Below are 24592 nucleotides of genomic sequence, written 5' to 3' on the forward strand. Positions count from 1 at the left end.
CCGCCTCGCTCATGGAACGCATGGAGCAGGAGGGCATCGTCGGACCCGCAAACCACGCCGGGAAACGAGAAATCCTGATGACGCATCTCGACATGGACGACTGATCCGTTTGGAGATTACGAACAAGAAAGGCGGCTTTTGAGAGCCGCCTTTCTTGTTTCCTGAGGATGCTGCCTGATCACTCGATGACTTGGACGACAGTCCGGGTCTGCGGATCGACGAGTACGGTCTGATCGTTCACGACCGTGTAGCTATAGTTGTTCCGCAGGCCGACGGTCGGCGGAACGGAGTAGAGTCTGACGCGCGGCGGCAGGGGCTGGCCGACGACCACCTGCTCGGAGACGCGGATCGAAGGACGCCGCTCCGTGACCACATAGCTGCGGACGCGGGTCGATTCCTCGGCCGAGAGCACGCCGCCTACCGCCGCACCGGCGACGCCGCCGACCACCGCGCCGACAGGTCCACCGACGATGGCACCGGTTACGGCGCCGCCGGCAGCGCCTGCGGTCGTGCCGCTCTGGCAGGCAGCAAGGGGAAGAGCCAGGAGAGTCAACAGAGCAGCCGAGTTTAGGACATGATTGCGCATGACGGATTCCTTTCCGAGTAGCACCATGCGAACGCAGGAAAGCTTGGCCGGTTCCCTGAACTTGAGCGATATAAGTCGCGCTGGAATGCCTGGCTGTTCCGCAGGTCATCAAGATCAGCCGTCGTATGGCCACACGATCGAAAGGTGTGAGCAGGAAGAATTTTCATCCTTGCCGTTCCTGCTCCCAAATGCATCTCTCATGGCAGATGTGGCTAGGGCCCAGGGAGGGCAGGATGGCGGAACGCTCCAGGATTGCGATTGTGACGGGCGCCGGCACCGGAGTGGGCCGGGCCATCTGTGCGGGCCTTCTGAAGGCCGGCTACAGCGTCGTAATGGCGGGACGCCGGCGGGAGGCCCTTGAAGCTGCGGCGCGGGAAATCGCCGGTGAGGGTGCCTCAACCCTCGTCGTGCCGGCCGATGTGACGGACCCCTCATCGGTCGCAGCCCTATTCAAAGCCACGAAGCAGGCCTTCGGGAGGCTCGATCTCCTCGTCAACAATGCCGGCATCGGCTCTCCGGCCGTTCCGCTGGAGGAGATCCCTTTTGATCAATGGCAGCAGGTGGTGGATACCAATCTCACGGGAACATTCCTCTGTACGCAGGAAGCCTTCCGGATCATGAAGGATCAGAACCCCAGGGGCGGGCGGATCATCAACAACGGCTCAGTTTCGGCCTACGCCCCGCGGCCGCTTTCGGCGCCCTACACGGCGACGAAGCATGCCGTTCTGGGGCTGACCAAATCGACGTCCCTCGACGGTCGTGCCTATGACATCGCCTGCGGCCAGATTGACATCGGCAACGCCGCTACGGACATGACCGCCAGGATGACGGAAGGCGTGCTGCAACCCAATGGCACTCTGGCGCCCGAGCCCAGGATCGATCCCAAGCATGTGGCCGATGCCGTGGTCTACATGGCCGGCTTGCCCCTCGATGCCAATGTTCTCACCATGACGGTCATGGCGACGAAGATGCCGTTCGTCGGACGGGGGTGAGACACATTGCCGTGACCGCAACGGCTGCATCTGGGATGTAAGCTCGGCCGCCCCATCTTCCTCCTAGGACCGGTCCCAAATCAGCCCTGGTGTATGGCTTCCGTTCAGGAATCCCCATGCAGGATTCGTTTCGATGCCGGGCCTGAGCAGAATGTTCGGCCTGATGATGTCTCGTGGGGTGTTGATCCGATGATGGCGACGGAATGAGCGCGATCCTCGTCAAGGTTTTTGCAACGGCCCTGACCTTGAGCCAGGTTCTCGTTGCTCCGGACACGGTCAAGACGAGCTTCGATCCCGCCCGGGATCAGGGTGAGGTGGCGCAGATTCTCAAGAGCGGCTGCACCCATATGCGCCGGGCTTTCGACATCGAGGACATCAATCTCGACGATCTGATCGCCACGGCCATGGATGATCCGCAGGCCGTGACCGGGGACCTGAAGGTCCTGCAGGGCTTGAGCTTCAACGACCTGCATGCGAGCTACCGCCAGTTCTGCAAAGGAGAGACGGTTGAGCCTTCGCCGGTCGATCTTGGCGAGGTGATCTCCTATTACAACGCCGCCGTTGCCGGGCTGCCCGATGCAGGAAAGCTGAAAGGGCTCAAACTGCCCGGTGTCAGCGTGATCCTGGACGGAAACGGCAGGCGGTTTGCCGAGGTGTTCGAGCCCGACCACCGGCGCATATGGGTTCCCCTGCAGGACATTCCGAAGAGCGTGCAGCAGGCTTTCGTCTCGGCGGAGGACAAGCGCTTCCATCAGCACCGGGGCATCGACGAACGCGGCGTGATCCGCGCCTTCATGGGCAACATGGCCAGTTCCGGCCGGCCTGCAGGAGGCTCCACCATCACTCAGCAGGTGGCAAAGAACCTGCTCGTGGGTGACGATGTCACCTATGACCGCAAGATGCGGGAGATGATCGTAGCCTCTCGCATCGAGCGCGTGCTCAGCAAGGCGGAGATCCTCGAGATTTATCTCAACTCGATCTATCTCGGCCGCTCGTCCTGGGGCATCGAGATGGCAGCGCAGAGCTATTTCGGGAAGAGCGCTAAAGGGCTGTCGGTTGCCGAAGAGGCTCTTCTCGCCGGGTTGGCGAAGGGGCCGAACTACTACAATCCCGATACGAAACCCGAGCGCGCCCAGGAACGCATGGCCTATGTGCTCAGCCGCATGCAGGAGGACGGCTTCCTGAAGCCCGAACAGGTGCAGCAGGCTGTTGCCTTCCTGCCAAACCGGGTTGCGGTCGAACGTACCCGAAGGACGATGGGATTCCACTTCGTCGACCATGTCAACCGCGATGCCCGTACCGTCGCCGACATCGATAAGCTCACCGCCGGCGGCTACACGGTGCGCACCACCATTAATGCGCCTCTGCAGCAGGAAACCGAGGCTGCCCTGCAGGAGGGGCTTGCCCGTTACGAGTTGAGCGTCGGCCGGCAACGCTACCAGGGAGCCGAGGCCAACCTCGCGGAGGCCGTTAAGGCGCTCGCCGACACGAAGGATCCGGCTTCTCCGGCGTGGAAGCAGGCCCTGGAAGCGGTGCGATTGCCGCTCTACGACGTGCACTGGCCTGCGGCTGTGGTGATCGAAAAGGGGAAGGACCGGAAGACGGGGGCCAGTGTTCTGCGGGTCGGTCTTGCCGACGGGCGTGTCCTGCCGCTGAATGCCTGGGAAGCGGCCCGTCGCGATCTCAAGCTTTATGACGTGGTGCGCGTTCAGCCCGTGGAGCAGAAAGGCAAGGGGACGGCTCGTGCCGACCTGAGAACACCTCCATCCGTGCAGGGTGGCGCCGTCGTTCTGGAAAACAGGACCGGTCGCATCCTCGCCATGACGGGCGGCTTTTCCTATCCCCTGAGCCAGCTCAACCGGACGACGCAGGCTCATCGTCAACCGGGTTCGGCTTTCAAGCCTCTCACCTATCTCGCTGCCTTGTCGAAGGGGCTGCAGCCCAACACCCTGATCTGGGATGCGCCTGTGACCCTGCCACCTGTGAGTGGCGAGGCGAATGCGAGGTCGGGAGACTACTGGAGCCCGAAGAATTTCGACGGCGGACGCTCCGGCATCATGACGCTTCGCAGGGCGCTTGAGAATTCCAAGAACCTTGTGACGGCGCGTCTCCTCGACGGAGGCATCGAGTCGACTCCGGAAAGAAGCCTGAAGCGGGTATGCGAGCTCTCTCTCGAGGCGCAGCTCTATCTCGAATGCACGCCCCATTACCCGTTCGTGCTCGGCGCCCAGCCGGTGCGCATCCTCGATCTTGCCGCCTTCTATGCGGCGATCGCCAATGAAGGCGCCATGCCGGCGCCCCATGCCATCGAGGCGGTGGAGGAGAACGGACGGACCGTCTACAGCCGCAAGGCGAGTTCGCTCGTGCGGCTCGGTTCTGCCGATCCCACCGCCTTCTATCAGCTGAAGACGATGCTGCAGGGGGTGCTGGAGCGCGGCACGGCGCGTTCCCTGAAGGCGCTCGCTCCCTATGCCGCCGGCAAGACGGGAACGTCGGACAACGAGAACGACGCCTGGTTCGTCGGCTTCACCAACGACGTCACCATTGCCGTCTGGGTCGGGCATGACAACGCAGACGGCAAGCGCCGGACTTTGGGGCGCGGTCAGACCGGCGGAAAGGTGGCGGCCCCCATCTTCCAGTCGATCCTTCAGGCCGCCTGGGAGCACCATGCGCCGAAGGCTCCGCTCAGCCCGCCATCGCCGCAGGCGGCCAAGCAGCTCATTGCCATGCCGATCGATCTCAATACGGGCGACCGGCTGACGAACGGGCAGAAAGGTTTCATGGAGTATTTCCGCTTGAACTGGTTCGGACGCCTCGCCGAGACACAGTTCCGTCTCGTGCCGCAATCCGAGGTCTATGCCTTCCGCAATCCGGATCCCTGGAGCGATGGGGAGGAGCGTGGCGGACCGGATTATTATGAGGACGGTCCGTATGCCCAAGGGCCAGGCTGGCTCGACAGCCTGCGCCAGAGCGCTCCGCCCTCACGCCGTCAGGCCGAGCCCGAGCGTGGCTTCCGCTGGTGGTGGGAGGACGAGGCTCCCCGCAGGCCCCGGCGCATCGATCCGGATTACTTCTGGCGCAACGGACAGGTTTATTGATGGCTTTGCAGATTTTCGTCAGGCGCGCTCTGATCGCCGTTGCAGCACTTTTTGCCTCGGCGGGAGGTTCGGCGGGGGAGGAGTTCCGGATCGAGGAGGTGCCGTCGGTTACAGCCGTTGCCCCGGCGAGGCTGAAGCCGAGGACCATCGTCTTCAGTGATCACCGCGATGACAAGCTGACCGATGCAGGAACGGGGCTGATCCGCTTCGAGGATTGGGGACGTGGGCGGCCCGTGCAGAAACAGTTCCTGAGCCTCTTCCCAGGCTATTCCGAGCCGACCATCAGGGTCTCGGTGCACGGCATCCCGAAATCCTACACGGAAAAGCTCCACATGTATGTGGTGGAGGCCCGGTTCCTGATCGCCAAGGCGCCTGCTTCCGTTGATCTGGCCCGCTTCAGACGGTTGGAAACGCTGGAGAAGATCGATCCCTCGATCAAGCACCGCCGCATCTCGGCCGAGCAGGCTGCGCCGCAGGCCGATCCCCAGAGTGCCCATAATCGCCATCCGAACCGCCGCTGGTGCGAGGCTCCCGGCAGCCTCTGCATCGAGTCCCGATACCCGCTCGAAGGCAAGCTGCCGGTCGGTATCCGATTGGCCAACAAGCTGGAGGAGGGGGGCAAGAAGATTTCGGAATTTATGGAATTCCAGACCGAGATCCGCGTGCTGCCGCCCGAAGATATCGACCGTGCCGGCCTGCCGAAGCTGACCGCCCTGGAGACTCCCGTTGCCGGAGTTCTGGAGCAGACGATCTTCAGCGTGAACCAGGTGATGCAGTTCGGAAAGCTGCTGGCGATCCTTCAGGAGCATCCTTCCGACCCGAACAGGACTGTTGCGACAGTCTTCATGGCACTTGCGGTTGAGACCGATGTGCTGGAACGCAAGAAGGAATTCGAGAACGTTCCCGTGCTGCGCAACCTGATTCCGGCACAGGTTCTGATGGGCAGGAGTTCGTTCAACTCCGGGAATTCCATTAGCGCGGGACTTCCCGAATATGTCCGTAACCGCATCCGGGCCATTGCCGATCTGATCGAGCAGTAAGCCTATCCGGAATCAGAAAAAGCCCCGTTCACATGAGGCTGAACGGGGCTGTGAGTCTGCGGAGGCGACAAGGGGTTGCGGGGAATGGTGCCTCCGTGCCAAACCAAGTGTTCAGCTTGTTCAATGTTCCTTCGGGCTCCTCATTTTCGAACCTTGGCAGGCATCAATTTTCCTTGATTGCGCCACGATTGAGGCTGTGACTAGGTTCGGCTCCTCCATTGTAGGTGTGGTCGCACGCCATATGGGCGTAACAACCGCTTCTTGAGGATGTTGGAGCCTTCGGTCAGCGTTTCTTCCTCCCGACTTGCCTTCCTCGGTGCAGATCGAGGAAGGCTTTTTTGAGCGGATGCGAGAGGTCGGGCACTGCCGTCCTTCCGTTCCGATCCTCCCGCTGCTATGTCCCTGAATCAAACATGAGATCAGGTTCGCCTCTGCCCTGCCGGTGGAGCAATCGGAACTGCAAAGGTGCCCTCCCATGGCTAAGGCCATTCATTCTATGATCAGGGTGCTCGACAAGCAGCGCTCGCTTGCTTTTTACGAGCGGGCGTTCGCCCTCAAGGTGATTGAGCGCCTGGCCTTCGAAGGCTTCACGCTGATCTATCTGAGCAATGAGGAAAGCGGGTTCGAACTCGAGCTGACGATCAACCATAGCCGAACGGAGCCCTACGCGATCGGCGACGGCTACGGGCACCTGGCGCTTTCCGTGGATGACCACGAGGCAGAGCATGCCCGGTTCGAAGCCCTTGGTCTCAACCCAACGCCGCCGAGGGAATTGAAGCTTGAGGGCAGGACGCTCGCCCGATTCTTCTTCGTGCAGGATCCTGACGGCTACAAGATCGAGGTGCTCCAGCGCGGTGGCCGCTACCAGTAGCTTGAACCGTCAATGCTTCATCCATTCCCCGCTCCAAGAGACCCCTGTGGCCATCCGTAAGATCATCCGCTTTCCCGATCCCTGCCTGCGCCGGAAGGCGGAGCCGATCGCCGACATCGACGAGGAGGTCCGGGTGCTGGCGCAGGACCTCACGGAAACGATGCATGCGGCTCCCGGCATCGGCATCACCGCACCGCATATCGGAATTCTCCGGCGGCTCGTGGTCATCCAGCTGGAAGCCGGTGCCGAGCCGCATATCTCCATCAATCCGGAGATCGTCTGGTCGACGCCCGAGATGATCCGGCACATGGAGGGAAGCGTGTCCATGCCGGGCGTCAGCGATGAGATCGAGCGTCATGCCCGTGTGCGGGTGAGATACAGGGGCCTCGACGGCGTAGAGCGCGTGGAGGAGGCGGAAGGCCTGATGGCGGTCTGCCTCCAGCACGAGATCGATCAGCTCGACGGCATCTTCTGGATCGACCGTCTATCGAAATTGAAGCGGGACCGGCTTATCAAGCGGTTCGAGAAGCTCCAGCGCATCAGGGCTTGATGGTGGGGACTCTGGTGGTGGAGTTTTGAGGAACGTGATTGAGATCTATCGAATCGAGTCCGTGGCTTCCGAGGAGGCGGGCGGCGGTGTCCTCCGCCGGATCATGGTCCGCGCGGACTCCCTGGACAAAGCGAAGGAGCGTGCCAGGAAGGTGTTCTCTCTGGCGCGCCGGCCCCAATCCCGCGATCCCGAGATCGAATCTGTCCGCGTGCTCAACGGAGCCGGCTACGAGGTCTTCTCGATCAGCACCAGGGATTAGCATCCGCTGGGAAAGCTTGGGTTCCCGTGCGGCATCCCGCTCCTTGGGGATAAGCCAAACACCATTTGACACTGTGCTCAATCACCGGTACGAGCGCGCCTCCATCGCGGAAATGCCTGCTCCGGCAGGTGACGCAGGAGAAATGCGCGGGCGTAGCTCAGTCGGTTAGAGTGCCGGCCTGTCACGCCGGAGGTCGCGGGTTCGAGCCCCGTCGCCCGCGCCACTCTCCCTCAAGCCGTGATGCGCATCCCCTCCAATCCAGAAAAGCGCTTTCACACGTCAGTCGTCCGATATCGGCTTTTACCGATCCGGCATATGGAGCCGGACGCGACAACCTGAGCCGGTTCGTGTATGGTCCCGGCATGAGCGATGATATTTCCGAAATCCGCGAGCAGCTGTCCGATCAATGGCAGAAGGTCGCCATCGACCTGATCCGCAAGGGGCTCCCGGCCGATACGGTCTTCGAGACCCTCCTGACCGTAGGACTGGCAGGTCAGGTGGAACTGCACGGCAAGCACTTCATGGCAGGCAAGCTTGTGGCCATCGCCGAGCAATTGTCGGAACAGGTCAAACGCGAGAAGGAAGCCCTCCAGGAATCCTCGAGAGCCACGAAGAACTAGGCGCGTCGGCCTCATCATCCTTTAGGCTAAAGCTTCTTCAAAATTGCATGAGAGGCGTTCTCCTGCTGCAACGTCTCGGGCCAGTGTCGCGTTAGCTCGACGAACCTTCGGAGTGGCCTTGGCTGCTTCTCCGCCCAACAGCCACAATGGGGTGGTGCCCTCATGCAGCAGGCGCTCGACAGCAATACCCTGGACCGCTTGATCTCCCTCGGGCGCAAGCAGGGTCAATTGACCGTTCAGGATCTTGAGACCAACCTGCCAATCCATTCCATGAGCACGGACGAGATCGCTCTGATCGTCGTCCACCTGGAAGAAGCCGGTGTGCCGGTGGAACTGGACGACAGCCTCGTCACTTCGAATGCAAAGCCGCTTCAGGCGCCGTTGCGAAGCGCGGAAATCATCCCGTTCCCGGATCGCGCTGCGGCCGCCAGGATGAAGAAGCGGACCGCTCCTCTCCAGAAGGCGCTTCCGGCGCAGCCTGAGCCACCCGCCTTCGCCGGGCAGGAAAGGCGGGCGGCGCATTGGGCCGTTGCCATTGCAGGGTTCCTGGTTTTGAGCCTGATGGTCGCCCTTGTGATGCTGTTCGGCGTCTGATCCCTCAGACCGGCAGACGCTTCGCCTCAGAGTTCGGCCTCAGCCTGTACAATGACGGGCAGCGGCTTGACGGCCGGTCCGGAAAACCTTGTCGGGCTCAGCTCCTGCTGGATGCGAGGTGTGAAACCGAGATCTAGGAATGCCGTCCGAGGATCGAACAGAGCCTTCACGGCAGCCTTCTCGTCATAGCCCAGGACGGGCTCCGGTGCGGGAGCGATGGTTGGATTGGGAGATGAAACCATCGTAGCGATCGCATCACCCGCCTGATCCGGCAGGGCAGCACTCGCGAGCATGATGTTCTTGGGACGTTGCGGCGGAAGGGGCGCCGGAGCGACCGTTGCGATGTTCTGCGGATCGGCAGAGGCTACCACCGTGCCTGCACTCGGCTGTTTAGCCTCGACCTGCGGCGCCGGCTGAGCGTTCCTGCGCCCGAACAGATTGGCGAAAAGGCTGCCGACGGAGGGACCGCCTCCGGCCGAGGCCTGCGTGGCCAGGGCGGTGTTGCGGGACAGGACCTCGGCCTTTGCCAGCTCATAGCCGGGAAGCGGCTTGCCGTTCGAGGGCAGGTGCAGGGTTTTCCCGTCCGGGAACAGCTGCGCCAGCTGCTGCTGCGTCATGCGCGGCCAAGCGCGCACATTGCCCGTATCCACATGGACGAAGGCGGATGAGGGATAGTAGCCCACGCCGCCATACTGCATCTTCATGGCGATGGCGCGCAGACGGCCCGTCTCCACGTCGGGCAGGCGGATATCCATGGCCTTGCCGAGCATATGCTGGCTGTGCTCCGCAACGCCGCTGGACCTGCGGCGCAGGGCGCCGTTGGTCTCCGGCGACCGGTAGGCGGAAATAATGTTGATGGGCTGCGAGGAGCCGGATTCCTGGTAGACCTCCCAGAGGATGTCAAACAGGCGCGGGTCCATCTGCGCCGGTTTCTCGACCCGCCAGTCCCGCAGGAACCAGTTGAGCTGGCTCAAGGCGCCCTCGTCGAAACTGCCGTTCCGGCGAAAGGTGATGGTCAGTCTTTCCTGCGTATGGGTATGGAAGAAGCTGAGCGTGCGCGTTTCCCCGAATGCCGCAGCATCCTGCGCTGGAACGGATGCCAGCGTCAGGAGGGCAGAGGCCGCTGCCAGGAGGCCGAGTACGGGACGAGGGGCTCCCTTCTTCCCGAACAAGCGTCTGCAATTCGGCACAGAGATCGACTTCCGTCCGCCGGCCGATCGCGTGGATCGGGCGAAATTTCCCGCCATGGTTTGTTAATTCCCGCGTCCCTGAGCGACGTGTGATCGTTAACCATGGCAAAAATAGGCGCAAACCGTGCCTATTTGCTTAATCAGATGCGGGCGGCGGTCTGATTGCGCCTGCGGCGGTTCGATGGCGAGGACAGGACGACCACCTTCGTCCCTGTCGGCGTGTGGTCGTAGAGATCGATCACGTCCTGGTTGATCATGCGGATGCAGCCGGACGAGACGTTGGTTCCGATGGTCCAGGGCTCGAAGGTGCCGTGGATGCGGTAGAGCGTATCCTTGTTGCCCTGCCAAAGGTAGAGAGCGCGGGCGCCCAACGGGTTTCCTGGACCTCCGGGCATGCCATGACCTCCGGGCAATGCGCCCATCTGCTCCATGAGTTCGGGTTGGCGCGCGAACATTTCCTTGGGCGGGTACCAGTCGGGCCATTCCTGCTTGTCCTTGATGGTCGCCGCGCCGGACCAGCCGAATCCCGAGCGTCCGACCCCGACGCCATAGCGGACGGCCATGCCGTCACGCATGACAAGGTAGAGGTAGCGGCTCTGCGGGTCGACCACGACCGTCCCCGGAGCTTCGGTGGTGTCGTACTGCACCACGCGCCGGAGATAGGCCGGATTGATGCGGGACAGCTCGATGCCCGGCACCGGATAGAGGTCATCATCAATCGGCGCATACATGCGCTGATAGGCAGACATGTCCCGCATCGACTGAGCGAGGGTGGAACCCGCCGGCAGGCTGGAACCCATGGCGGTGGCTGACGCTCCAAGGAGGAAGGTTCGGCGGCTGAGGTCCATCGTTGTCTCCCCGGTGTTCTTTAACTCGACAGTAAGAAGACGCAGGACCAAGCGTTCCGGTTTCATGGTAGCTGCTATGCTTCGCAGGCAAGGACAAGCTAGACCGCTCACATTTAAGCGAGCGCAGGGCAGAGACAGGCAATGACGATCGAGAACCTTCCGTGGTCGTGGCTGGCAGGCATTGCCGCGCTTGCTGTTACATGGGCGCTCGTCCTCTTCTGGACGCGCAAGCCGCGCTACCGTCGCCACGCGATCATGACAGAGAACGAGAGGGAATTTTACCAGCGCCTTCTCGCCGCCTGTCCCGACTGCCAGATCTGGCCGCAGGTTCCGATCCTCGCACTCGTCCGGCCCGACGCCAAGGAGGGCAGCCGCGCCTTCTGGGTCGCGTTCAAGCGCATTTCCAATACCCGTGTCGATTGGGTTGTCGTCCAGGATCTGGAGGTGCTCGCGATCGTCGAACTCGACGACCGCTCCCACGATGCCAGGAAGGATGCTCAGCGCGACAAGGTCCTGAAGGCGTGCGACTACCGCGTGATCCGGTTCAATTCCGGCCGCAGGCCCGATCCGCGGCAGATCCACGAGGCCATTTTCAATCCCCGGTAGGAATCAGGCGGATCTCGCCTCCTGGGCTGGCGCGGCGAAGCTCGCGTAAAGCTCCTCCCGCAGGACATCGTGCGCCGACAGATAGCGCGCCGAATGGTGGAAGGGGGTGACATGCGGGACCCCTGCCTCCCGGGCGAGGGCTCCGGCCTCCCAGGCCGTGAGGTGGTGAGACGCCATAGCCAGAGGGCGGTCGCATTCCAGAAACACCGCTTCGATGAAGAGCTGGTCGGCCCTATCGGCCAATCGAAGGATCCTGACCCGGTTGTCCTCGTGGGGAGCGGCGTCAGTGACATAGGCAACCACCTGCCCGGGAGCCACGCGCAGAGCACGATGCTTCAGTTCGCCGAGACGGATGGATCCGCCGTCCGGCAACGCGATGGCATGGTCGTCGGGCAGGCCGAGGCGCACGGCCCGCTTGGCCTCGTTCAGCCACGGACCGGGAGCAAGGTCCATCTCGATAAGCACCCCGCGCCACACGTTCACCTGCAGCACCTCCCGCAGGGCGAAGGCGAGTGAGGGAATGCCGTGGTCCAGGGCCACCGCCTCGATCCTGAACTCATCCTCCATCCAGGCCATTCCGTCAGGAAAGACGGGTGGTTCGATCTCGCGGCGGGCGAAGGCTTCGCGGGCATGGAACTCGGAGGCCTTCGTCAGGCGCCTGCCGTCGTAATCCATGGCGCGCAGGCGGAAATCGACTGAGTTCTCGTCAAGGAGATTCCAGGTAAAGCTCCGGATTCGATGTTCCACCTGCATCGCGAATCCTGGCGGGCCGATGAGGATCAGCGGAGAGGGGCGGTGCAGGCAGAGGCGAAAGAGCCGGTCGAACCCTGCCATGTGGTCCACATGGGTATGGGAGACGAAGACGTGGCTCACCCGCAGGAGCTCACGGGAGGAGAGGGGGCTGACATCGCCGAGATCGAACAGGATGGCCCGGCGGCCATAGCGGAAGTCGAGGTAGAGGCCTGGGTCGCTGAAGGGATCGTTCACGAGGCGGGGTTGAACAAGCCAACGCATGCCGGGCCAACGGTCCGCATCCCGGAGTGTTCCCGTTCCGCTAGGCTTCGCGGCCGCCTCTGTAACGGGCATAGGTCCGCTGTCCGGAAGGGCCGAAGAGGACCACCTCATAGGTGTCAGGCTCCATGTCCTCGACCTCCATGCCGGGAGATCCCATAGGCATTCCGGGAACGGCCAAGCCCCTGCCTTCCGGCTTCTCGGCCAGAAGGCGTTTGATCATCTCTGACGGAACATGCCCTTCGATCACATAACCGCCGATCTCAGCCGTATGGCAGGAGACAAGGGTCTGAGGCACCCCAAGGCGGGCTTTCAGGCGATTGATTTCGGGCGACTCGACCACGTCGACATCGAAACCCGCTGCTCGAATATGCTCGACCCAGGCGGTGCAGCAGCTACAGGTCGGATCCTTGGTCACCAGCATCTTCGGCATGGGTTCTGCGGCCGGAGCAGCCCGTGCCGTCATGGAGAGGGTCGATACGGCGAACCCAGCAAGCAGCGCCCTTCGGCTGATCATGCTGATTGGCTGGTGGGATGTCATGTCAGCCTCCTTCGATCCTGTTGCTCCAATGTCCTCGGAGAGTCTTTCAACGGTGGCAAGACCAAGACCGACATGTCTGCTCCGGTATGTCGGCCCGGAGCGTCCGGACCGACTGTGCTTGAACCTGCCCTGTCAGCAGGATTGCCGTGCCATTGGGCGTTTAGCCGGCATCGTCCTCATCGGGATCGGTCACGTCGACCAGGAACATGATGTAAGGACCTTCCTCTTCGTCATCGTCCTCGTCCTCGTCGAAGTCAGCCTCCTCGAATTCGGCCTTTTCCTCGTCCGTCGCCGGTCTCACGTTCAGGCCGGCAAAGCCATCCCAAAGAGGAGCGCCTTCGCTTTCGAGGATCTTGAGATCCTCCTTGAACTCGTCGCTCATGAGGAGTTCGCGGGCCTCCTCCTCATTCGCGTTGGTGATGGCAACAGGCTTGTCGCTGATCGTAAGCGTGAACATCGTTCTTCCTTTCCATTCGCCCGCAGGGGATATCCACTAACGCTTCACCCGCCTGTTCGTGGCAGGACCCTGATACAAGGGATGGCGAGAAAAGCTATCGCGGGAAGCGGTCTGATTTTCGAACGAGGTTACGATCGGTATCGATATTACTGAACACCTTTGGTCTTGAGCCAGGCCTGCATCTCGGCAATTTCACGCTCCTGCTCGCGGATGACAGCCTCGGCCCATTTGCGGACCTGCTCGTCCTTTGCGTGCTGGAGAGCGACCTTCGCCATGTCGATGGCTCCCTGGTGGTGGGGGATCATCCCACGCACGAAATCGACATCGGCATTGCCGCTGAACGCGATGTCCATGTTCTTGTGCATCTTCTCGTTGGCCTGCCGGTAACCCTGTGTCGCGGGCGTATCAGGCGTTTTCGCCGTCTGGGCAGGGGTGGAGTGGCCGGAATGCCCTCCATGCGCCCCTTGGGCGGAAGCGAGAGAGGGCAGGATCACAATGGCTGCAATGGCCATGAGGATGCGGTGCTTCATGATCGTTCTCCTGAAAGTTGGGCTATGATGTAGGATCAATGTCCGTGGAAGGAATGCACAACGGCATGGCCCCGTCCGCGGGAAATCAGCCAGCGGTTGACCGGGAATGCGAAGGCGCCGGCGATGAGCAGAGCTACGGCAAGGCTTCCCCAGAAGAGCAGGGTGCCGAGGCCGGCATCCATCGCTCCCGGAATGACCAGCATGATCAGATTGTCCACGATTTCCATGATGGTGATGGAGGCCGTATCCGCAGCCAATGCCAGACCGAGCGCTGTGCCGAAGGGCAGTCCGCTCCGGAGCAGGGGCAGCATGGTCAACGCGTAGCCGAACAGGAAGGCGAGAGCGATGGCCAGGATGATCGTCTGTCCCGTTCCCCAGCCAAGGGCCGTGCCGACCACGAGTCCGAGGACCTCGCCGATGGCACAGCCCGTGAGGCAATGGATCGTTGCGCTCAGAGCGGTCCGGTTCAGGGTGGCCCTGGACGGTGCGCCGTGGTGATGATGAAAATGGTCATCGGTCGGCATGTTCGCCTCCTCATGCCACAGGATGAACCAGGGGCTGTGCCGGGTAGCCCCCGTTGCTCAATGCGTTCAGAAGCGAAGCTTCGCTTTCCGAAGAGATCACCCTGATGGTGCGGGCTTCAAGGTCGGCTTCGACCCGGGCCTGAGGGTCCAAGGCCTGAACCGCCCGGGTGATGGCGCGAAGGCAGCCGCCGCAGTTCATGCCGGGAATGTGGAAAAAGCGCATGGTCGGGATCCTTTCATCTCAAGGTCCCGAGAGCTTTAGGCCTTCCTACGATGGGAAGGTCAAGCAGGTCGAGTAAGTTTGTTCGAGTTTATCCGTGATAGCCATAAAGGATGGGCTTGAAGCGGCTTATCTTGTTCGGGTAGCTCTGCTATCGCGGAGTGCACGGAAGACAATACGGAGTAGCCGACGGAGGTCGGGGATAGGACGATGCAGATTGTAACCCATAGCGGCACGTTTCATGCCGACGATGTCTTTGCTTTCTCCGTCCTGCGCGACGCCCTGGGCGCATTTGATTTCATCAGGACGCGCGATACGGCATTGATCGACTCTGCCGATATCGTCTTCGACGTGGGCGGGATCTACGATCCCGGCACGGGGCGCTATGACCACCACATGCGGGACCTTCCCCGCCGGGCTGACGGAACACCCTACAGCTCGGTGGGTCTCATCTGGCGCGATTACGGTCGGGCTGCTCTGCCTCGGCTCGTCCCGGGCATCGGCGAAAACGTGCTGGATTCGGTCTGGCAGGACATCGATGCAACCTTCATCCTCGCGATCGATCAGGCGGACAACGGCATTGCCTCGGCCAGCCAAGGGCATCTCGCGCTGCTGATCGAGGCGTTCAATCCGACCTGGGACAGCAAGCAGTCCTATGACGACGCTTTCCTTGAAGCCGCCGATTTCGCCAGGGGAATCCTGGTCCGGGCCTGCCGGCAGGCCCATGCCGAGGCGCAGGCCCTGTCTCTCGTGATGGCGGCGGCCCGGAAGGCGCGGGATCCCCGCGTGATCGTTCTCGACCGCAAGCTGCCGTGGGAGAAGGCAGTCTTTCACGGCGGCCTGAGCGATCTCCTCTTCGTGATCTACCCGAACGAGGATCTGACCGCCTGGTACTGCCGCACCATTCCGCCCGAGCCAAACTCCTTCGGCCAGCGATTGTCGCTGCCCGAGTCCTGGCGTGGCCTGCAGGATGCGGAATTCTCGAAGGCTGCCGGGATCGAAGACGGCGTCTTCTGCCATCCGAGCGGCTTCATCTGCGGAGCCCGTTCGCAGGAATCCGTTATGCGGCTCGCTGAGAAGGCTATCGCCGAAGGTCATTGATCAGGGCCTCATGCATAGGGATTGAGCCATGAAGCAGGTCCCCATCGTCTCCCATAAGGCATACGTGGCTTCGCTTCCCGATGCTCATCGCTTCCCGATGCGGAAATATGGACGGCTGGCGGAAGTGGTGGTGGAGAAAGGCCTCGTTCCCAACGGGTTCGTCGTGCCGCAGGAGGCCTCTGCGGAACTGATCGCACTGGCCCATGATCGCGCCTACGTGGATCAGGTCCTCGCCTGCTCCGTTCCCCGCGAGATCGAGCGGCGCATCGGTCTTCCCGTCAGCGAAAGCGTGGTGCGCCGCGCCTGCGCTTCCGCCGGCGGAACGCTGCTGGCCGCAAGGCTCGCTCTCCAGCACGGTCTTGCCGGCAGCACGGCCGGCGGAAGCCATCATGGGCAGAGGGAAACCGGAGCGGGCTTCTGCGTCTTCAATGACGTAGCCATCGCCGCGAAGGCTCTCCTGCGTGAGGGTGCGATCCACCGCGCTCTCATCGTCGATCTCGACGTTCATCAGGGCGACGGCACCGCCGACTGCCTGCGCGATGAGCCGGATCTCTTCACCTTCTCCATGCATGCGGAAAAGAACTATCCCGTGCGCAAGATCCCGAGCGATCTCGACATTGGCCTGCCGGACCACATGGAGGACGATGCCTATCTGGATGTCCTGCAATCCCATCTGCCGCGCCTTCTCGATGCGCTCGAACCGGATCTCGTCTTTTTCAATGCCGGCATCGACCCGCACCGCGACGACAAGCTGGGGCGGCTCGACCTCTCCGAGGCGGGCCTGTGGCGACGGGATGCCTACGTCATCGAGCAGGCGCGCAGCCGCGGCATCCCGATGGTATCCGTCATCGGCGGCGGCTACGCGACGGACGTCGACGCCCTGGCCCGGCGCCATGCCATCGTGTTTGAGGCCATGGCTGCCTGGAGCGAGGCGAACGGGTGATCTTCAGATCCCTGTGCGGGCGAGCGCCGCAGCCAACCGCGCTGCGAGCGCCGCGTTGTTCTTGACCAGCGCGATGTTGGTGGCGAGGCTTCGCCCGCCGGTCTTCTCGAACAGATAGGACAGCAGGAAGGGTGTCACGGCCTTGCCCGCAACGCCGCGAGCCTTTGCCTCCGTGACGGCCGCATCGATGAAGGCCGTCATCTCATCGGCAGAAATTTCATCGACCTGCGGAACCGGATTGGCGATGAGAACGCCGCCGGTGAGGCCGAGCGTCTCCTTGGTGCGGATCAGGTCGGCGATCGCCTCGGGAGTATCGAGGCGCAGGGGAACGGGCAGATCGCTCGTGCGGCTCCAGAAGGCCGGGAAGCGGTCCGTGCCATAGCCGACCACAGGCACGCCGCGCGTTTCGAGATATTCGAGCGTCCGCGGCAGATCGAGAATGGCCTTCGCGCCGGCGCAGACGACGGCCACAGGCGTGCGGGCGAGTTCGTCGAGATCGGCCGAGATGTCCATGGTAGCCTCGACGCCCTGATGGACGCCGCCGATGCCTCCCGTCGCAAAAACCCGGATGCCGGCGAGGTGGGCGCAGATCATGGTCGCGGCGACCGTGGTGGCCCCGTGGCGCCTGGTGGCGACCGCGTAGGGAAGGTCGGCGCGGCTCAGCTTCATCACGTCGCTCGCCGTCCCGAGCCAGTCCAGTTCAGCGTCCGACAACCCAACCTTGATGCGCCCTTCGATGATCGCGATGGTTGCGGGCATGGCTCCGTTCCCGCGCACCACCGTCTCCACCTCACGGGCGGTGGCGACGTTCTGCGGATGGGGCATGCCATGGGTGATGATGGTGGATTCGAGCGCAACGACCGCCTCGCCCCTGGCGAGGGCCGATTGCACGTCGGGAGCAACTTCGAGGAAACGGCCGGAGATATCGTGCGTCATGAGGGCTCCCGTTCAATGGCCGCACCGCCTCTAAGGGACAATGTGGTTTCCAGCATGGAGATGGACAGATCCGGACGGACACTGGTGGTGCTCTCCACGGTCAGGGCGGCTGCTGCGGTGCCGAGGCGGGCGGCATCGGTGAGGGAGCGACCCTGGAGGAGCGCCACGAGAGTGGCAGCGATCAGGGCATCACCTGCACCTGTCGCATCCACGATCCTAGCGCCAATAGCCTCGACCCGCCGGGTTCCAGAGGAATCTGCTGCAAGGAGCCCCGCTTCGCCGAGAGTCAAGACGATGCGCTCAGATCCGTATGCCCGAAGGCTGTCGGCTGCTTCTTCCGGGGACGACCCGGCTCGGTCCAGATAGGCACGGGCCTCGTCGATGTTGAGGAACAGCAGCCCGACCCTGGTCAGATCCCGCGGGAGGCGCGTGACCTTCGGGGACGAGACCGCATCGATGGCCAGCATGAGCGAATGGCGGTGCGCGATCTCGACGAGGGCGTGCAGAGTCTCGGCGGGCAGATTGCAATCGGCAAAGATCCATGCCGACTGAAGATCGGCTTCCGCCTTGCGCAGGAGGGCAGGGGTAAGTTCGTCGAAGATCGTCATGTTGGCGAGGCCGACCGCAAGTTCGCCGTCGGGCTGCAGGACCGCCACGTATTCCGCCGTGGGATGGGTGTCCGAGATCGCCATGCAATGCGTGCCGATGCCGAGACGCTTGAGATCCTCAATCAGGGCGCGGCCGTTCTCGTCATTGCCGAGGATTGATGCGAGGGACACCGTCGTCCCGAGGCGTGCGATATTCTCCGCAACGTTGCGAGCCACCCCGCCGAAGGAAAGCCCGGAGGTCACGGGATTGGAGGTTCGTTGACGGATCGGCTCAAAAGCCCGGTACTTCCGGTCCACGGCTGCCCCGCCGATGCATGTGATGCTGCTGATCCCCGGCCTCATGCGTCAGACCTGCTCTCCGAATTCTTGCACAGAGGATATGCCGAAACGCCGGGCAAGCTGCAATGGCAGGCGAATTGGGCGCAGGCGCACGAACTCGACGCTCTGAACAAGGATCAGAGATACGCGCTGGCCCGTGACATAGGGGTTTCGGCGGAACTGCTGCCCGCCCTTGTGGCGCGGGGTCCCAATGCCGAGACCCTGCAGGAACTGGAGTGCGAGCGGATCGTGAAAGCATAACCCTTCATTCTGCACCATGAAACAGCAGCGTCGTGTTCCCGCCGATCTCGCTGGAGCCTGTGGGACGCTTCTCGCTTAGAACGGCCTCGGCCTCGGGCGAGGGGCGGCGGCTTTGATGGATCTCGAGCCAGGCGATGCGTGAGGCCGGCACGGTGCCGTCGCCGGGATAGGGTTCCTGCTTGGAGCCCGTGGCCTTCTCGAAAAAGGACGGATCGTCGAGAGCAGCGAGCACCCGTTCCACAAGCCGCTGCAGCGCTCCGCCATGTTCTGCATAGAGATCGATGCCCTGGCTGCGCGCCAGCTCGGCGGTGGCGACCAGGGGCTCGGCGGCGAAGATGTGGTAGTCGCGGGCGCGCTTGCCGCGATCGAGTTCGAGCGGCAGGGTGCCCTCCGGAGTGATCTGCGCAAGGCCGATCCGGGCAGAGTCGATCCCCCATCGGGTGAGCGGCTTGTCGTCGGCGGCGAGACCGGCGGCGGCGGCACTCAGGCCTGCCCAGTAGCGATGGTTGTTCCGGCTCGATGTTGCGGTGTTCTTATCCATGAAGGCCACGAGCTGCCGGCCCAGAGTTCTGAGCCACGTCTCGACGCGCCTTTTCTGCTCGTCTGCGAGGCCAGGCGCATTGCGGACCTGCAGGTAAGCCAGTGCGAAGCCGCCGAGCGCCTGGCCCAGATTGAAATGCGCCTGCTTCGAGCGCATGTCGGTCATGGCGTTCGCCGAAGCCCAGGCGTCGAGCCAGGTGAGAGCGCAGGCGGCGGCTGCCGTGTTCTTCGGGTTCGATTTCACGTAAGCATTCGAGATCTTCACAAGATTGCGACCATAGATGCGCAGCGGCTCGACCGCCTCGGAATAGGCTTCCTCCGCCTCCTCGTCGATCGCTGCGCGGTGGGTGTCGTCCTGCTTGTACTTGCTCTGGGTATCGAGAGTGATTACGGGTGCGCCCGGCGCGTCGCATTCATATTTGGGCTTTGCCCGCACATTGTCCGCGGCCGGTGCCGGCACGAGATAGCCGGGCCCCTGAGCGTGAGAAGGCACGGTTCCCATGAGACCGAAGAGAAGGACCGTAGCGGGAAGAAAGACAAGGCGCGGCATGGCCCGCCCCTTTCCTGATCGCCGATGAGCCGCCATGCCGTCTCTCCCTTTTACAAACTCGCTCATGAAGTAGGCCCGGAGGAGCGCAAAGCCAGAGGGGTGGCCTTTTGAGCCGCATTGCCATGATCCACCCTTGACGGGTCGTCACGAAAAAGCCTGAGGATTGCGGTAGCGTCACCTCATGAGCAATGCTCCCAAGCATCCGAGTTCGCGCAACGATCTCAAACGGTGGGACAACGAGGGCGGAGCGCCCCGATCAGGGCACCATCGCGCTCACGGCGCCTCGTTATCGCCGACTGCAAGGCATCCCGCGCTCTATTACTTCAACGTCAGAACTGAAGACGGCCTCATCGATGATCCCGAAGGATCCACGCATCCCGGTCTTCAGGCTGCCCGTGATCAGGCGCTCTCCGAGGCGCGCAGGATCGTTGCCGAGGGTGGCCTCAAGGGCGAGGATCGCCGGGGATGGAGCTTCGAAATCACGGACAGAACCAATCACCCGGTCCTGACGGTCAGGTTCTCCGAAGCGCTTGAGACGAAGGGCTCATAGGGCAAGGCAATCCCGTTCGAAAGGGGCATAGGAAAGCGAACCTGTCATGAGCAAGAACACCATCGGTTTTACCCAAGGCATCATCAACGCCGTCTGGAAGGCTGCCCAATCGTTGAGAGGTCGGCCCGCTCCGCCTGCACGCGTGAAGCTCGATGGGCGGCGAGGCTACGGCGACAGCGACATCCCGGCGCCGGATCGGCAGCATGACGATACCTCATCCTAGGTGATCTCCTCGTCCGTCAGCGAGATCGCCTATGGGGTTTTGATCATCAGAACGTATACCGCCACGATGACGGCGATCAGCATCAGCGCGATCAGGGATTGGGAGAGCATTACATAAATCCCAGGATCACCGCTCCGCAGAACAGAAATGCCAGAGTGGCAATGGCAAACGCTTCGTTTTCGAAAGAAATGTAGGACCTGATTTTCTGAATCATGACGTCCTCCTATCCTGAAGCACTATGCGCGCATGGCAGGTGGAAAGATACGTCTATCCACTGTTCCCTTCTTCGATGGCCTATCCGGACGATCGGACGCTCCCGCGGGATCCGCGGCTCTTAGAACATCGTGCGGACCCGGAGGGCCACGTCAGTGAAAAGTGGGCCCGGTTTTCCGCGGCCAACGATGCTCTTAATTCATGGAGGAAGCATCGGATGGGTCCCAAAAGTGCAAATCCACTTTTGTGTCCGATGCTTTAGAACGCGCGAGCAAAGCGTCTGGGCTGTGCGGCGCGGCTGCCGGCCATCGGAGGCAGCAGGTCCTGCCCACGGCCAGCCGTGACGACAAGGCGCTTCACCTCGCCTCTCAAGTAGGCCTGTAGGAACCGGTCGTAATCCTTGAAGGACACGCAGCCGTTCGAGTCGCCCCGCGGCCCGAGCAGGTAGGTATGGGCCAGGATGCCATCGCGGCCGTAGATGGCTGCACTGCCGCCCACCGGGTTGAGCCGGATGGCGCGCACGCCGTGGAACAGCGCTTCGCGTTCGGTGAGGACGTAGGTGCCCGGGGGTGTGGCGCCCTTCATGCGCACGTTCACGTGGCGTGGATTGTCCATCATGTCGCCGAGCCCCGAATGTGCCTCCAGCCTTTCGCCGTTCGGCATGATGACGACCTGTGCGACGATGTCGTAGACGGCCGTTCCGTCGCCTGTGACGGTCGGGGCGGGGCTGAAGCGCGCGGTGGGTGAGATGCTGCCCGTGCCTCTGGCGTCCAGAGACGCATAGCCCAGTGCGGCGTCAGGCGGGGAGGCGGGGCGGATGCCGAAGAGCTTCTCGATGAAGTTGCGGTTGTCCGCAGGCGCAGCAACAGGAACGGGCGTCGCGGCGGCAATCGCGGCCCTCGCCACCTGCTGAGGGGCCGATGATTTCGGCGCTCCCAGATCGGCGGGGCGCGGTACCGGCAGGGGTACGAAGGCTGGCGCAGACGGAACGGCCTGCGCAACCTCGATGCTCGGCGCAGCCTGAGGTGCGGGAGCGGGTTCCTGGGGTGACGGCGGCTGGATGCGGGCCTCGCGCTGCGGGGATTGCAGCCTGAACGCCGTTTGAAGCGGCGCATTGTGCATGAAGGCGAGGGAGCCTGGTTTGAGTGCGAGTGTCGGATCGATCAGGGCCGGATCGAAGGCTGAGGCGGCCTTGGGAATCTCCGGCGCGGGCGCTGGGCTCGCAACGCTGACCGAGGAGGCAGCGGGTGGCGGGTCATGAGGTTGGCCGAAATCGACGAAATAGGCGACGGGGCTGAGCGAGATTGCGACGAGAACAGCCGTCGGAAGCAGGCTGCGCCGCTTGCGGAGCGGGGCGCTACGGAGGGAGGAATAGGGCTTGTGCGCCATGGCGAACTCTACGCAACAACTCGAGTTCCGCACGTTGCGCTCAACCCCGTGACGAAGGCCGGAGTGACCGTCGAGGAACGGGGCGCCGTCGTGCGAAAACGACACTTCTACTGGGCATCGATTGAACGACAGTTTGGTTAAATTCCCGATAATCCGCCGCGCGTAACCGCAACGTCTCGCTGCTTTTTATGCACAAGACTGCTGGCTATCCCTGGATTTGTTGTCGCGGCGCTCCTGTCGTAGTGCTGCGCAGTCCGGAACCGAGTGGAAGCTTGTCGGCCAGCCCTGTTGGGATCTTCGCCTTCGTCGCCGCAACAATCGCCTGAATGGTGCCCGGCAGCGCCTTGCCAGCGCGACGGCCTCAGGTCACGCTTCGACGGACCGGTTTTGATCTGGACGGCTGAGACCGATCGCATCCCCTGCCGTGGAAGAGGAGTTCCCGCCATGCCCACCGAGACTGGGTCCCCGCTGCCCGTGCGCCCCATCGTGAAGGCCTTTTACGAGAAGCGCACCGGCAGCATTCAATACGTGGTCGCGGACCCCGAGACGAAAGCATGCGCCATCATCGATCCGGTGCTCGACTTCGACCCCAAGTCCGGCGCGACGGCCACAGTCTCGGCGGACGGGCTCCTCGCCTTTGTCGAGCAGCAGGGCTACGTTGTGGAATGGATCCTCGACACGCATCCGCATGCCGACCATTTCTCGGCCGCCGACTATCTGAAGAGGAGGACCGGCGCTCCGACCGCCATCGGCGCGAAGGTGGTGGAGGTGCAGAAGCTCTGGAAGGGGATCTACAACTGGTCTGACAGCTTCCCGACCGACGGCTCGCAATGGGACCGGCTGTTTGCCGACGGCGAACGGTTCAAGATCGGCAGCATGGAGGTAGAGGTGATGCTCTCCCCCGGCCATACCCTCTGTTCGATCACCTATCGGGTGGGCGACGCCGCCTTCATCCACGACACGCTCTTCATGCCTGACAGCGGCACGGCCCGCGCCGACTTTCCCGGCGGCTCGGCCAGGGCGCTGTGGCGGAGCGTCCAGCGCATCATGGCGCTGCCCGACGATACGCGCCTGTTCACCGGGCACGATTACCGCCCCGGCGGCCGCGACCCGCAATGGGAGAGCACGGTCGGCCAGCAGCGGCGCGAGAACAGGCATCTCCTCAAGGCGCGGACCGAGGACGAGTTCGTGGCCTTGCGCGAGGGCCGTGACTGCGAGCTGCCGTTGCCGAAGCTCATCCTGAATGCGCTCCAGGTGAACATCCGCGGCGGCCGCCTGCCGGAGCCCGAGAGCAATGGCAGGCGCTATCTCAAGATCCCCCTCGACGCACTTCCAAACGCCCCCTGGGACGAGTGATGATCGAACCCGCGCCCTGCCTGTTGCGGCTTACTGCGACTTGCGCGGATCGTCCGCCGGGTTGACGTAGGCGATCCCCCAGGGGCCGCGCGTGCTCAGCTGCACCACCGTGTCCTGTTCGGTCTGCACGTAATGCTGCGTCCCCGGCGCCATGGCGATGACGCCGCCGGTGGTGATGGCTTTCGTCTTTCCAGGATCGAACGCAGGGCCCATGCCGATGTTGAACGTGCCGCTGACCACGGTCACGACTTCATCGGTCGCATGGGTGTGGGGCGGAATCTTGTAGTTCGCCGGGAACTTCAGACGCATCACGAACACGCCGTCCTTGGTCGGATCGCCGTAGAGGAGCGACATCTGCGCCCCCTTGGGAAGGGACGGAGGCCCGTCCTTCCAGGTGACGTCGCCGGCATTGGCCATGACATGCTGTTGTGCCTGCTGCGCGAATGCCGGCGCGGGGATGAAGACAAGGACTGAGGCGAACGTGGCGGCTTGTAGCTTGAGGGGCTGCATCGCGACCTCCCGGATGGGTGACGGGGCGAACGCATACAAGGCGGCCAGGAGCCTATCCTGCCGCTGCGAAAAGGTTCCGTCCGTCCGAGCCTGTCGTCAAGCAAGGGAGGCTTCGCAGCGTGCGGTTTCGCACCCCTTGCGGATTGCGTTTCAATCCCCATATCAGTCTGACCCAGCGGACATTGTTGTGGACTTCGAGAGCGGCGGTCGTCACTGCCAGCCTCGATGGGACCGTGCCAGGACGGATGTACTCCGGCCCGGTCCAATCCTGTGCCTGCCTGACGATGCAGGTGCCCGTCTGGACCCGGATTAGCCCAGGCCCGTAGCAGGCGCGGCAGGAGGTGCGAAGGCACCCCGCCCGTTCGCCCCGGAGCCTGGGCTTTTTCTATTCGACGGCGACGGTTTCGGAGAATCCTGCAGGTGGGTGAGGCTCACGAACTTCGACCCTGTCATCCCCGCGCAGGCGGGGATCCATAGCCACGACCGTCATCGAGAACCCGCGACGGCTGCCTCGCCTTGTTCTGCGCCGTCACCGGTTATGGATCCCGGGCTCCACT

At 62.9% G+C, this 24592-nt stretch carries 30 protein-coding genes and 1 tRNA gene; 16 read left to right on the forward strand and 15 right to left on the reverse strand.

The window, feature by feature from the left end; all coding sequences use genetic code 11:
• A partial coding sequence (locus tag ILT44_RS32015) for a DNA translocase FtsK (RefSeq protein WP_199051118.1) occupies positions 1–104 on the forward strand: 104 nt, incomplete at its 5' end.
• Between the two features lie 74 nt (positions 105–178).
• Here ILT44_RS32015 and ILT44_RS26230 read toward each other — a convergent pair.
• Positions 179–586: a DUF1236 domain-containing protein gene (locus tag ILT44_RS26230; RefSeq protein WP_204242554.1), complete on the reverse strand. Its 408-nt coding sequence runs from the start codon at positions 584–586 to the stop codon at positions 179–181.
• A gap of 233 nt (positions 587–819) precedes the next feature.
• Here ILT44_RS26230 and ILT44_RS26235 point away from each other — a divergent pair, with 233 nt between their 5' ends.
• The 9 genes from ILT44_RS26235 (at position 820) to ILT44_RS26275 (ending at position 8610) form a co-directional block, all read left to right on the forward strand.
• Positions 820–1578, forward strand: coding sequence for an SDR family oxidoreductase (locus tag ILT44_RS26235; RefSeq protein WP_204242555.1), 759 nt, complete (start codon positions 820–822; stop codon positions 1576–1578).
• A 203-nt stretch (positions 1579–1781) separates the two neighbouring features.
• Entirely contained in the window at positions 1782–4676 is a 2895-nt protein-coding gene (locus tag ILT44_RS26240) for a penicillin-binding protein 1A (protein WP_204242556.1), read from the forward strand.
• Complete coding sequence (locus ILT44_RS26245; RefSeq protein WP_204242557.1) at positions 4676–5716, forward strand: hypothetical protein; 1041 nt, start codon at positions 4676–4678, stop codon at positions 5714–5716. The genes ILT44_RS26240 and ILT44_RS26245 overlap by 1 nt, the downstream gene beginning before the upstream one ends.
• Before the next feature lie 475 nt (positions 5717–6191).
• Positions 6192–6587, forward strand: a complete 396-nt coding sequence (locus ILT44_RS26250) for a VOC family protein (RefSeq protein WP_204242558.1) — start codon at positions 6192–6194, stop codon at positions 6585–6587.
• 46 nt (positions 6588–6633) lie between these two features.
• Positions 6634–7137, forward strand: coding sequence for a peptide deformylase (locus ILT44_RS26255; RefSeq protein WP_204242559.1), 504 nt, complete (start codon positions 6634–6636; stop codon positions 7135–7137).
• Positions 7138–7171: 34 nt separating this feature from the next.
• A complete protein-coding gene (locus ILT44_RS26260) occupies positions 7172–7396 on the forward strand; it encodes a hypothetical protein (protein ID WP_204242560.1) in 225 nt (74 codons plus the stop codon).
• A gap of 146 nt (positions 7397–7542) precedes the next feature.
• Positions 7543–7619: transfer RNA gene (locus ILT44_RS26265), tRNA-Asp, on the forward strand.
• Positions 7620–7758: 139 nt separating this feature from the next.
• Entirely contained in the window at positions 7759–8016 is a 258-nt protein-coding gene (locus ILT44_RS26270; RefSeq protein WP_204242561.1) for a hypothetical protein, read from the forward strand.
• A gap of 162 nt (positions 8017–8178) precedes the next feature.
• Positions 8179–8610: an RNA polymerase sigma factor region1.1 domain-containing protein gene (locus tag ILT44_RS26275; RefSeq protein ID WP_204242562.1), complete on the forward strand. Its 432-nt coding sequence runs from the start codon at positions 8179–8181 to the stop codon at positions 8608–8610.
• A 26-nt stretch (positions 8611–8636) separates the two neighbouring features.
• Here ILT44_RS26275 and mepK read toward each other — a convergent pair whose 3' ends face one another.
• Together mepK and ILT44_RS26285 are read right to left on the reverse strand one after the other, a co-directional pair.
• On the reverse strand, positions 8637–9782 hold the full coding sequence (gene mepK / locus ILT44_RS31790) for a peptidoglycan L,D-endopeptidase MepK (RefSeq protein ID WP_204242563.1): 1146 nt from the start codon (positions 9780–9782) through the stop codon (positions 8637–8639).
• A 158-nt stretch (positions 9783–9940) separates the two neighbouring features.
• On the reverse strand, positions 9941–10648 hold the full coding sequence (locus tag ILT44_RS26285; RefSeq protein ID WP_239468552.1) for a L,D-transpeptidase: 708 nt from the start codon (positions 10646–10648) through the stop codon (positions 9941–9943).
• Positions 10649–10789: 141 nt separating this feature from the next.
• Here ILT44_RS26285 and ILT44_RS26290 point away from each other — a divergent pair, with 141 nt between their 5' ends.
• The gene (locus tag ILT44_RS26290) at positions 10790–11254 is read left to right on the forward strand and encodes a DUF2726 domain-containing protein (RefSeq protein ID WP_204242564.1); all 465 of its coding nucleotides are present in this window, start codon (positions 10790–10792) and stop codon (positions 11252–11254) included.
• A 3-nt stretch (positions 11255–11257) separates the two neighbouring features.
• Here ILT44_RS26290 and ILT44_RS26295 read toward each other — a convergent pair whose 3' ends face one another.
• The 6 genes from ILT44_RS26295 to ILT44_RS26320 all read right to left on the reverse strand — a co-directional run bounded on the left by ILT44_RS26295 (position 11258) and on the right by ILT44_RS26320 (position 14540).
• A complete protein-coding gene (locus tag ILT44_RS26295; RefSeq protein WP_204242565.1) occupies positions 11258–12268 on the reverse strand; it encodes a ribonuclease Z in 1011 nt (336 codons plus the stop codon).
• 40 nt (positions 12269–12308) lie between these two features.
• On the reverse strand, positions 12309–12806 hold the full coding sequence (locus ILT44_RS26300; RefSeq protein ID WP_372441257.1) for a DUF411 domain-containing protein: 498 nt from the start codon (positions 12804–12806) through the stop codon (positions 12309–12311).
• A gap of 160 nt (positions 12807–12966) precedes the next feature.
• Positions 12967–13263, reverse strand: coding sequence for a hypothetical protein (locus ILT44_RS26305; RefSeq protein WP_204242566.1), 297 nt, complete (start codon positions 13261–13263; stop codon positions 12967–12969).
• A 146-nt stretch (positions 13264–13409) separates the two neighbouring features.
• Positions 13410–13793 (reverse strand): CopM family metallochaperone, encoded by a 384-nt coding sequence (gene copM, locus ILT44_RS26310; RefSeq protein WP_204242567.1) that lies wholly within the window; start codon positions 13791–13793, stop codon positions 13410–13412.
• Positions 13794–13828: 35 nt separating this feature from the next.
• Positions 13829–14317 carry a DUF4396 domain-containing protein gene (locus ILT44_RS26315; protein ID WP_204242568.1) on the reverse strand — a complete coding sequence of 163 codons (489 nt, stop codon included), beginning with the start codon at positions 14315–14317 and terminating at the stop codon, positions 13829–13831.
• A gap of 10 nt (positions 14318–14327) precedes the next feature.
• A complete protein-coding gene (locus ILT44_RS26320; protein WP_204242569.1) occupies positions 14328–14540 on the reverse strand; it encodes a heavy-metal-associated domain-containing protein in 213 nt (70 codons plus the stop codon).
• A gap of 207 nt (positions 14541–14747) precedes the next feature.
• Here ILT44_RS26320 and ILT44_RS26325 point away from each other — a divergent pair, with 207 nt between their 5' ends.
• Together ILT44_RS26325 and ILT44_RS26330 are read left to right on the forward strand one after the other, a co-directional pair.
• Positions 14748–15638 (forward strand): MYG1 family protein, encoded by an 891-nt coding sequence (locus ILT44_RS26325; protein WP_204242570.1) that lies wholly within the window; start codon positions 14748–14750, stop codon positions 15636–15638.
• Between the two features lie 28 nt (positions 15639–15666).
• Positions 15667–16581, forward strand: a complete 915-nt coding sequence (locus tag ILT44_RS26330) for a histone deacetylase family protein (RefSeq protein WP_204242571.1) — start codon at positions 15667–15669, stop codon at positions 16579–16581.
• A 3-nt stretch (positions 16582–16584) separates the two neighbouring features.
• Here the strand turns inward: ILT44_RS26330 and ILT44_RS26335 are convergent, their stop codons facing one another.
• From ILT44_RS26335 to ILT44_RS26350, 4 genes are read right to left on the reverse strand one after another with little or no spacing between them, the layout of a single operon-like run.
• Complete coding sequence (locus ILT44_RS26335; protein ID WP_204242572.1) at positions 16585–17517, reverse strand: pseudouridine-5'-phosphate glycosidase; 933 nt, start codon at positions 17515–17517, stop codon at positions 16585–16587.
• Positions 17514–18467 carry a carbohydrate kinase family protein gene (locus ILT44_RS26340; RefSeq protein ID WP_204242573.1) on the reverse strand — a complete coding sequence of 318 codons (954 nt, stop codon included), beginning with the start codon at positions 18465–18467 and terminating at the stop codon, positions 17514–17516. Before ILT44_RS26340 ends, ILT44_RS26335 begins: the two co-directional genes overlap by 4 nt.
• A gap of 3 nt (positions 18468–18470) precedes the next feature.
• Positions 18471–18722: a hypothetical protein gene (locus ILT44_RS26345; RefSeq protein WP_204242574.1), complete on the reverse strand. Its 252-nt coding sequence runs from the start codon at positions 18720–18722 to the stop codon at positions 18471–18473.
• Positions 18709–19830, reverse strand: a complete 1122-nt coding sequence (locus ILT44_RS26350) for an alginate lyase family protein (protein ID WP_204242575.1) — start codon at positions 19828–19830, stop codon at positions 18709–18711. The genes ILT44_RS26345 and ILT44_RS26350 overlap by 14 nt, the downstream gene beginning before the upstream one ends.
• Before the next feature lie 145 nt (positions 19831–19975).
• On the opposite strand from ILT44_RS26350, the gene ILT44_RS26355 reads away from it, so the two are divergent.
• Together ILT44_RS26355 and ILT44_RS26360 are read left to right on the forward strand one after the other, a co-directional pair.
• Positions 19976–20344, forward strand: coding sequence for a DUF6894 family protein (locus ILT44_RS26355; RefSeq protein ID WP_204242576.1), 369 nt, complete (start codon positions 19976–19978; stop codon positions 20342–20344).
• A gap of 46 nt (positions 20345–20390) precedes the next feature.
• Positions 20391–20567 (forward strand): hypothetical protein, encoded by a 177-nt coding sequence (locus ILT44_RS26360; RefSeq protein ID WP_204242577.1) that lies wholly within the window; start codon positions 20391–20393, stop codon positions 20565–20567.
• 471 nt (positions 20568–21038) lie between these two features.
• Here ILT44_RS26360 and ILT44_RS26365 read toward each other — a convergent pair whose 3' ends face one another.
• Positions 21039–22169: a DUF2778 domain-containing protein gene (locus tag ILT44_RS26365; RefSeq protein ID WP_204242578.1), complete on the reverse strand. Its 1131-nt coding sequence runs from the start codon at positions 22167–22169 to the stop codon at positions 21039–21041.
• 444 nt (positions 22170–22613) lie between these two features.
• Here ILT44_RS26365 and ILT44_RS26370 point away from each other — a divergent pair, with 444 nt between their 5' ends.
• Positions 22614–23525: an MBL fold metallo-hydrolase gene (locus ILT44_RS26370; RefSeq protein ID WP_204242579.1), complete on the forward strand. Its 912-nt coding sequence runs from the start codon at positions 22614–22616 to the stop codon at positions 23523–23525.
• Between the two features lie 30 nt (positions 23526–23555).
• On the opposite strand, the gene ILT44_RS26375 is transcribed toward ILT44_RS26370, so the two are convergent.
• Positions 23556–24035 carry a cupin domain-containing protein gene (locus ILT44_RS26375; RefSeq protein ID WP_204242580.1) on the reverse strand — a complete coding sequence of 160 codons (480 nt, stop codon included), beginning with the start codon at positions 24033–24035 and terminating at the stop codon, positions 23556–23558.
• Between the last annotated feature and the right edge of the window lie 557 nt (positions 24036–24592).

This window comes from Microvirga arvi (assembly GCF_016892765.1).
In the GTDB taxonomy this organism is placed as follows: Bacteria; Pseudomonadota; Alphaproteobacteria; order Rhizobiales; family Beijerinckiaceae; genus Microvirga; species Microvirga arvi.

Bases quoted from the DNA above. Each gene is read 5' to 3' on its own strand.
- ILT44_RS26355 (WP_204242576.1), top strand. From the start codon at position 19,976: ATGAGCAATGCTCCCAAGCATCCGAGTTCGCGCAACGATCTCAAACGG.
- ILT44_RS26340 (WP_204242573.1), bottom strand. From the start codon at position 18,467: ATGAGGCCGGGGATCAGCAGCATCACATGCATCGGCGGGGCAGCCGTG.
- ILT44_RS26285 (WP_239468552.1), bottom strand. From the start codon at position 10,648: ATGGACCTCAGCCGCCGAACCTTCCTCCTTGGAGCGTCAGCCACCGCC.
- ILT44_RS26330 (WP_204242571.1), top strand. From the start codon at position 15,667: ATGAAGCAGGTCCCCATCGTCTCCCATAAGGCATACGTGGCTTCGCTT.
- ILT44_RS26245 (WP_204242557.1), top strand. From the start codon at position 4,676: ATGGCTTTGCAGATTTTCGTCAGGCGCGCTCTGATCGCCGTTGCAGCA.
- ILT44_RS26300 (WP_372441257.1), bottom strand. From the start codon at position 12,806: ATGACATCCCACCAGCCAATCAGCATGATCAGCCGAAGGGCGCTGCTT.
- ILT44_RS26305 (WP_204242566.1), bottom strand. From the start codon at position 13,263: ATGTTCACGCTTACGATCAGCGACAAGCCTGTTGCCATCACCAACGCG.
- ILT44_RS26290 (WP_204242564.1), top strand. From the start codon at position 10,790: ATGACGATCGAGAACCTTCCGTGGTCGTGGCTGGCAGGCATTGCCGCG.
- copM (WP_204242567.1), bottom strand. From the start codon at position 13,793: ATGAAGCACCGCATCCTCATGGCCATTGCAGCCATTGTGATCCTGCCC.
- ILT44_RS26240 (WP_204242556.1), top strand. From the start codon at position 1,782: ATGAGCGCGATCCTCGTCAAGGTTTTTGCAACGGCCCTGACCTTGAGC.
- ILT44_RS26295 (WP_204242565.1), bottom strand. From the start codon at position 12,268: ATGCGTTGGCTTGTTCAACCCCGCCTCGTGAACGATCCCTTCAGCGAC.
- ILT44_RS26250 (WP_204242558.1), top strand. From the start codon at position 6,192: ATGGCTAAGGCCATTCATTCTATGATCAGGGTGCTCGACAAGCAGCGC.
- ILT44_RS26375 (WP_204242580.1), bottom strand. From the start codon at position 24,035: ATGCAGCCCCTCAAGCTACAAGCCGCCACGTTCGCCTCAGTCCTTGTC.
- ILT44_RS26270 (WP_204242561.1), top strand. From the start codon at position 7,759: ATGAGCGATGATATTTCCGAAATCCGCGAGCAGCTGTCCGATCAATGG.
- ILT44_RS26275 (WP_204242562.1), top strand. From the start codon at position 8,179: ATGCAGCAGGCGCTCGACAGCAATACCCTGGACCGCTTGATCTCCCTC.
- ILT44_RS26360 (WP_204242577.1), top strand. From the start codon at position 20,391: ATGAGCAAGAACACCATCGGTTTTACCCAAGGCATCATCAACGCCGTC.
- ILT44_RS26350 (WP_204242575.1), bottom strand. From the start codon at position 19,830: ATGGCGGCTCATCGGCGATCAGGAAAGGGGCGGGCCATGCCGCGCCTT.
- ILT44_RS26230 (WP_204242554.1), bottom strand. From the start codon at position 586: ATGCGCAATCATGTCCTAAACTCGGCTGCTCTGTTGACTCTCCTGGCT.
- ILT44_RS26365 (WP_204242578.1), bottom strand. From the start codon at position 22,169: ATGGCGCACAAGCCCTATTCCTCCCTCCGTAGCGCCCCGCTCCGCAAG.
- ILT44_RS26320 (WP_204242569.1), bottom strand. From the start codon at position 14,540: ATGCGCTTTTTCCACATTCCCGGCATGAACTGCGGCGGCTGCCTTCGC.
- ILT44_RS26235 (WP_204242555.1), top strand. From the start codon at position 820: ATGGCGGAACGCTCCAGGATTGCGATTGTGACGGGCGCCGGCACCGGA.
- ILT44_RS26325 (WP_204242570.1), top strand. From the start codon at position 14,748: ATGCAGATTGTAACCCATAGCGGCACGTTTCATGCCGACGATGTCTTT.
- ILT44_RS26370 (WP_204242579.1), top strand. From the start codon at position 22,614: ATGCCCACCGAGACTGGGTCCCCGCTGCCCGTGCGCCCCATCGTGAAG.
- ILT44_RS26345 (WP_204242574.1), bottom strand. From the start codon at position 18,722: ATGGTGCAGAATGAAGGGTTATGCTTTCACGATCCGCTCGCACTCCAG.
- ILT44_RS26315 (WP_204242568.1), bottom strand. From the start codon at position 14,317: ATGCCGACCGATGACCATTTTCATCATCACCACGGCGCACCGTCCAGG.
- ILT44_RS26335 (WP_204242572.1), bottom strand. From the start codon at position 17,517: ATGACGCACGATATCTCCGGCCGTTTCCTCGAAGTTGCTCCCGACGTG.